1 protein-coding gene is annotated in these 1,313 nt (G+C 65.7%); it reads left to right on the top strand.

Going from position 1 to position 1,313, the window contains the following annotated elements; all coding sequences use genetic code 11:
• The first annotated feature begins 42 nt into the window (after positions 1–42).
• A protein-coding gene (locus AC0VY3_RS37885; RefSeq protein WP_475551825.1) for an IS3 family transposase occupies positions 43–1,295 on the top strand; the annotation gives its coding sequence in 2 pieces (ribosomal slippage) (positions 43–325 and positions 325–1,295; 1,254 coding nt in all).
• Positions 1,296–1,313 lie beyond the last annotated feature (18 nt).

Below are 1,313 nucleotides of genomic sequence, written 5' to 3'. Positions count from 1 at the left end.
TCCGGGTTCGGTAGAGACTCGATTCCGTGAAAGGATTGAGTCATGGCACGTCCCTCCTCCTATCCCTCTGAGCTGCGCAAACGAGCGGTCCGTATGGTCGCCGAGGTCCGTGGTGACTATCCGAACGAGTCGGCCGCCTTGAGGGCGGTCGCCCAGAAGCTCGGGATCGGTTCGGCCGAGACCCTGCGGAACTGGGTGAAGCGGGACGAGGTCGACTCCGGGCGACGGCCGGGGACGACCACGGAGGAGTCCGCGCAGATTAAGGCGATGAAGAAGGAGATCGCCGAACTGAAGCGAGCGAACGACATCCTCAAGGCTGCGGCAAGTTTCTTCGCGGCCGAGCTCGACCGGCCACACACACGCTCGTAGCGTTCATCGACGAGCACCGGGACCGCTTCGGCGGTGTCGAGCCGATCTGCCGCGTGCTCACCGAGCACGACTGCAAGATCGCCCCCTCCACCTACTACGCGGCGAAGAAGCGCGCCGCCGAACCCTCGGCCAGGCGGGTGCGCGATGCTGCCCTCAAGGAGTTGATCACCGAGGTCCACGAGGCCAACTTCCGCGTCTACGGCGCCAGGAAGGTATGGCGCGAGCTGCACCGCCAGGGCCACCCCGTAGCCCGGTGCACCGTCGAGCGCCTGATGCGGGAACTCGGCATCACAGGCGCCGTCCGCGGGAGAAAGATCATCACCACGACCCCGGACAGCGCCGTCGAGCGGGCACCGGACCTACTGGACCGCAACTTCGTCGCGGCCGCCCCCAACCGCTGCTGGGTCGCCGACTTCACCCACGTCAAGACCTGGTCGGCAGTCGTCTACGTCGCCTTCGTCGTCGACACGTTCTCCCGCCGGATCGTCGGCTGGTCCGCCGCTACGTCGAAGGAGACCAGACTCGTCCTGGACGCCCTGGACATGGCCCTGTGGCAGCGCGACCGCGACGAACAGCCCCATCAGCGGGGCGAGTTGATACATCATTCCGATGCCGGGTCGCAGTATACGAGTTTCCGGCTCGCCGAGCACTTGGACGCCGCCGGCATCGCGGCCTCGATCGGCTCCGTCGGCGACGCCTACGACAATGCCCTCATGGAGTCCACGATCGGCCTGTTCAAGACCGAGCTGATCAAACCGGGGCGCCCCTGGAGGACGCTCTCCCAGGTCGAGCTGGCCACCGCGGAATGGGTCGACTGGTACTGCCACCGCCGCCTCCACGGTGAAATAGGGCACGTCCCACCCGCCGAATACGAGACCAACTACTACCTCACGATCACGAAACCCCAGGTCACAACCACAATCTGAAGTCTCTACCGAACCCGG

It is taken from the genome of Streptomyces sp. iso_384 (assembly GCF_056172905.1).
This window is presented reverse-complemented; position numbering and strand designations above follow the sequence as displayed.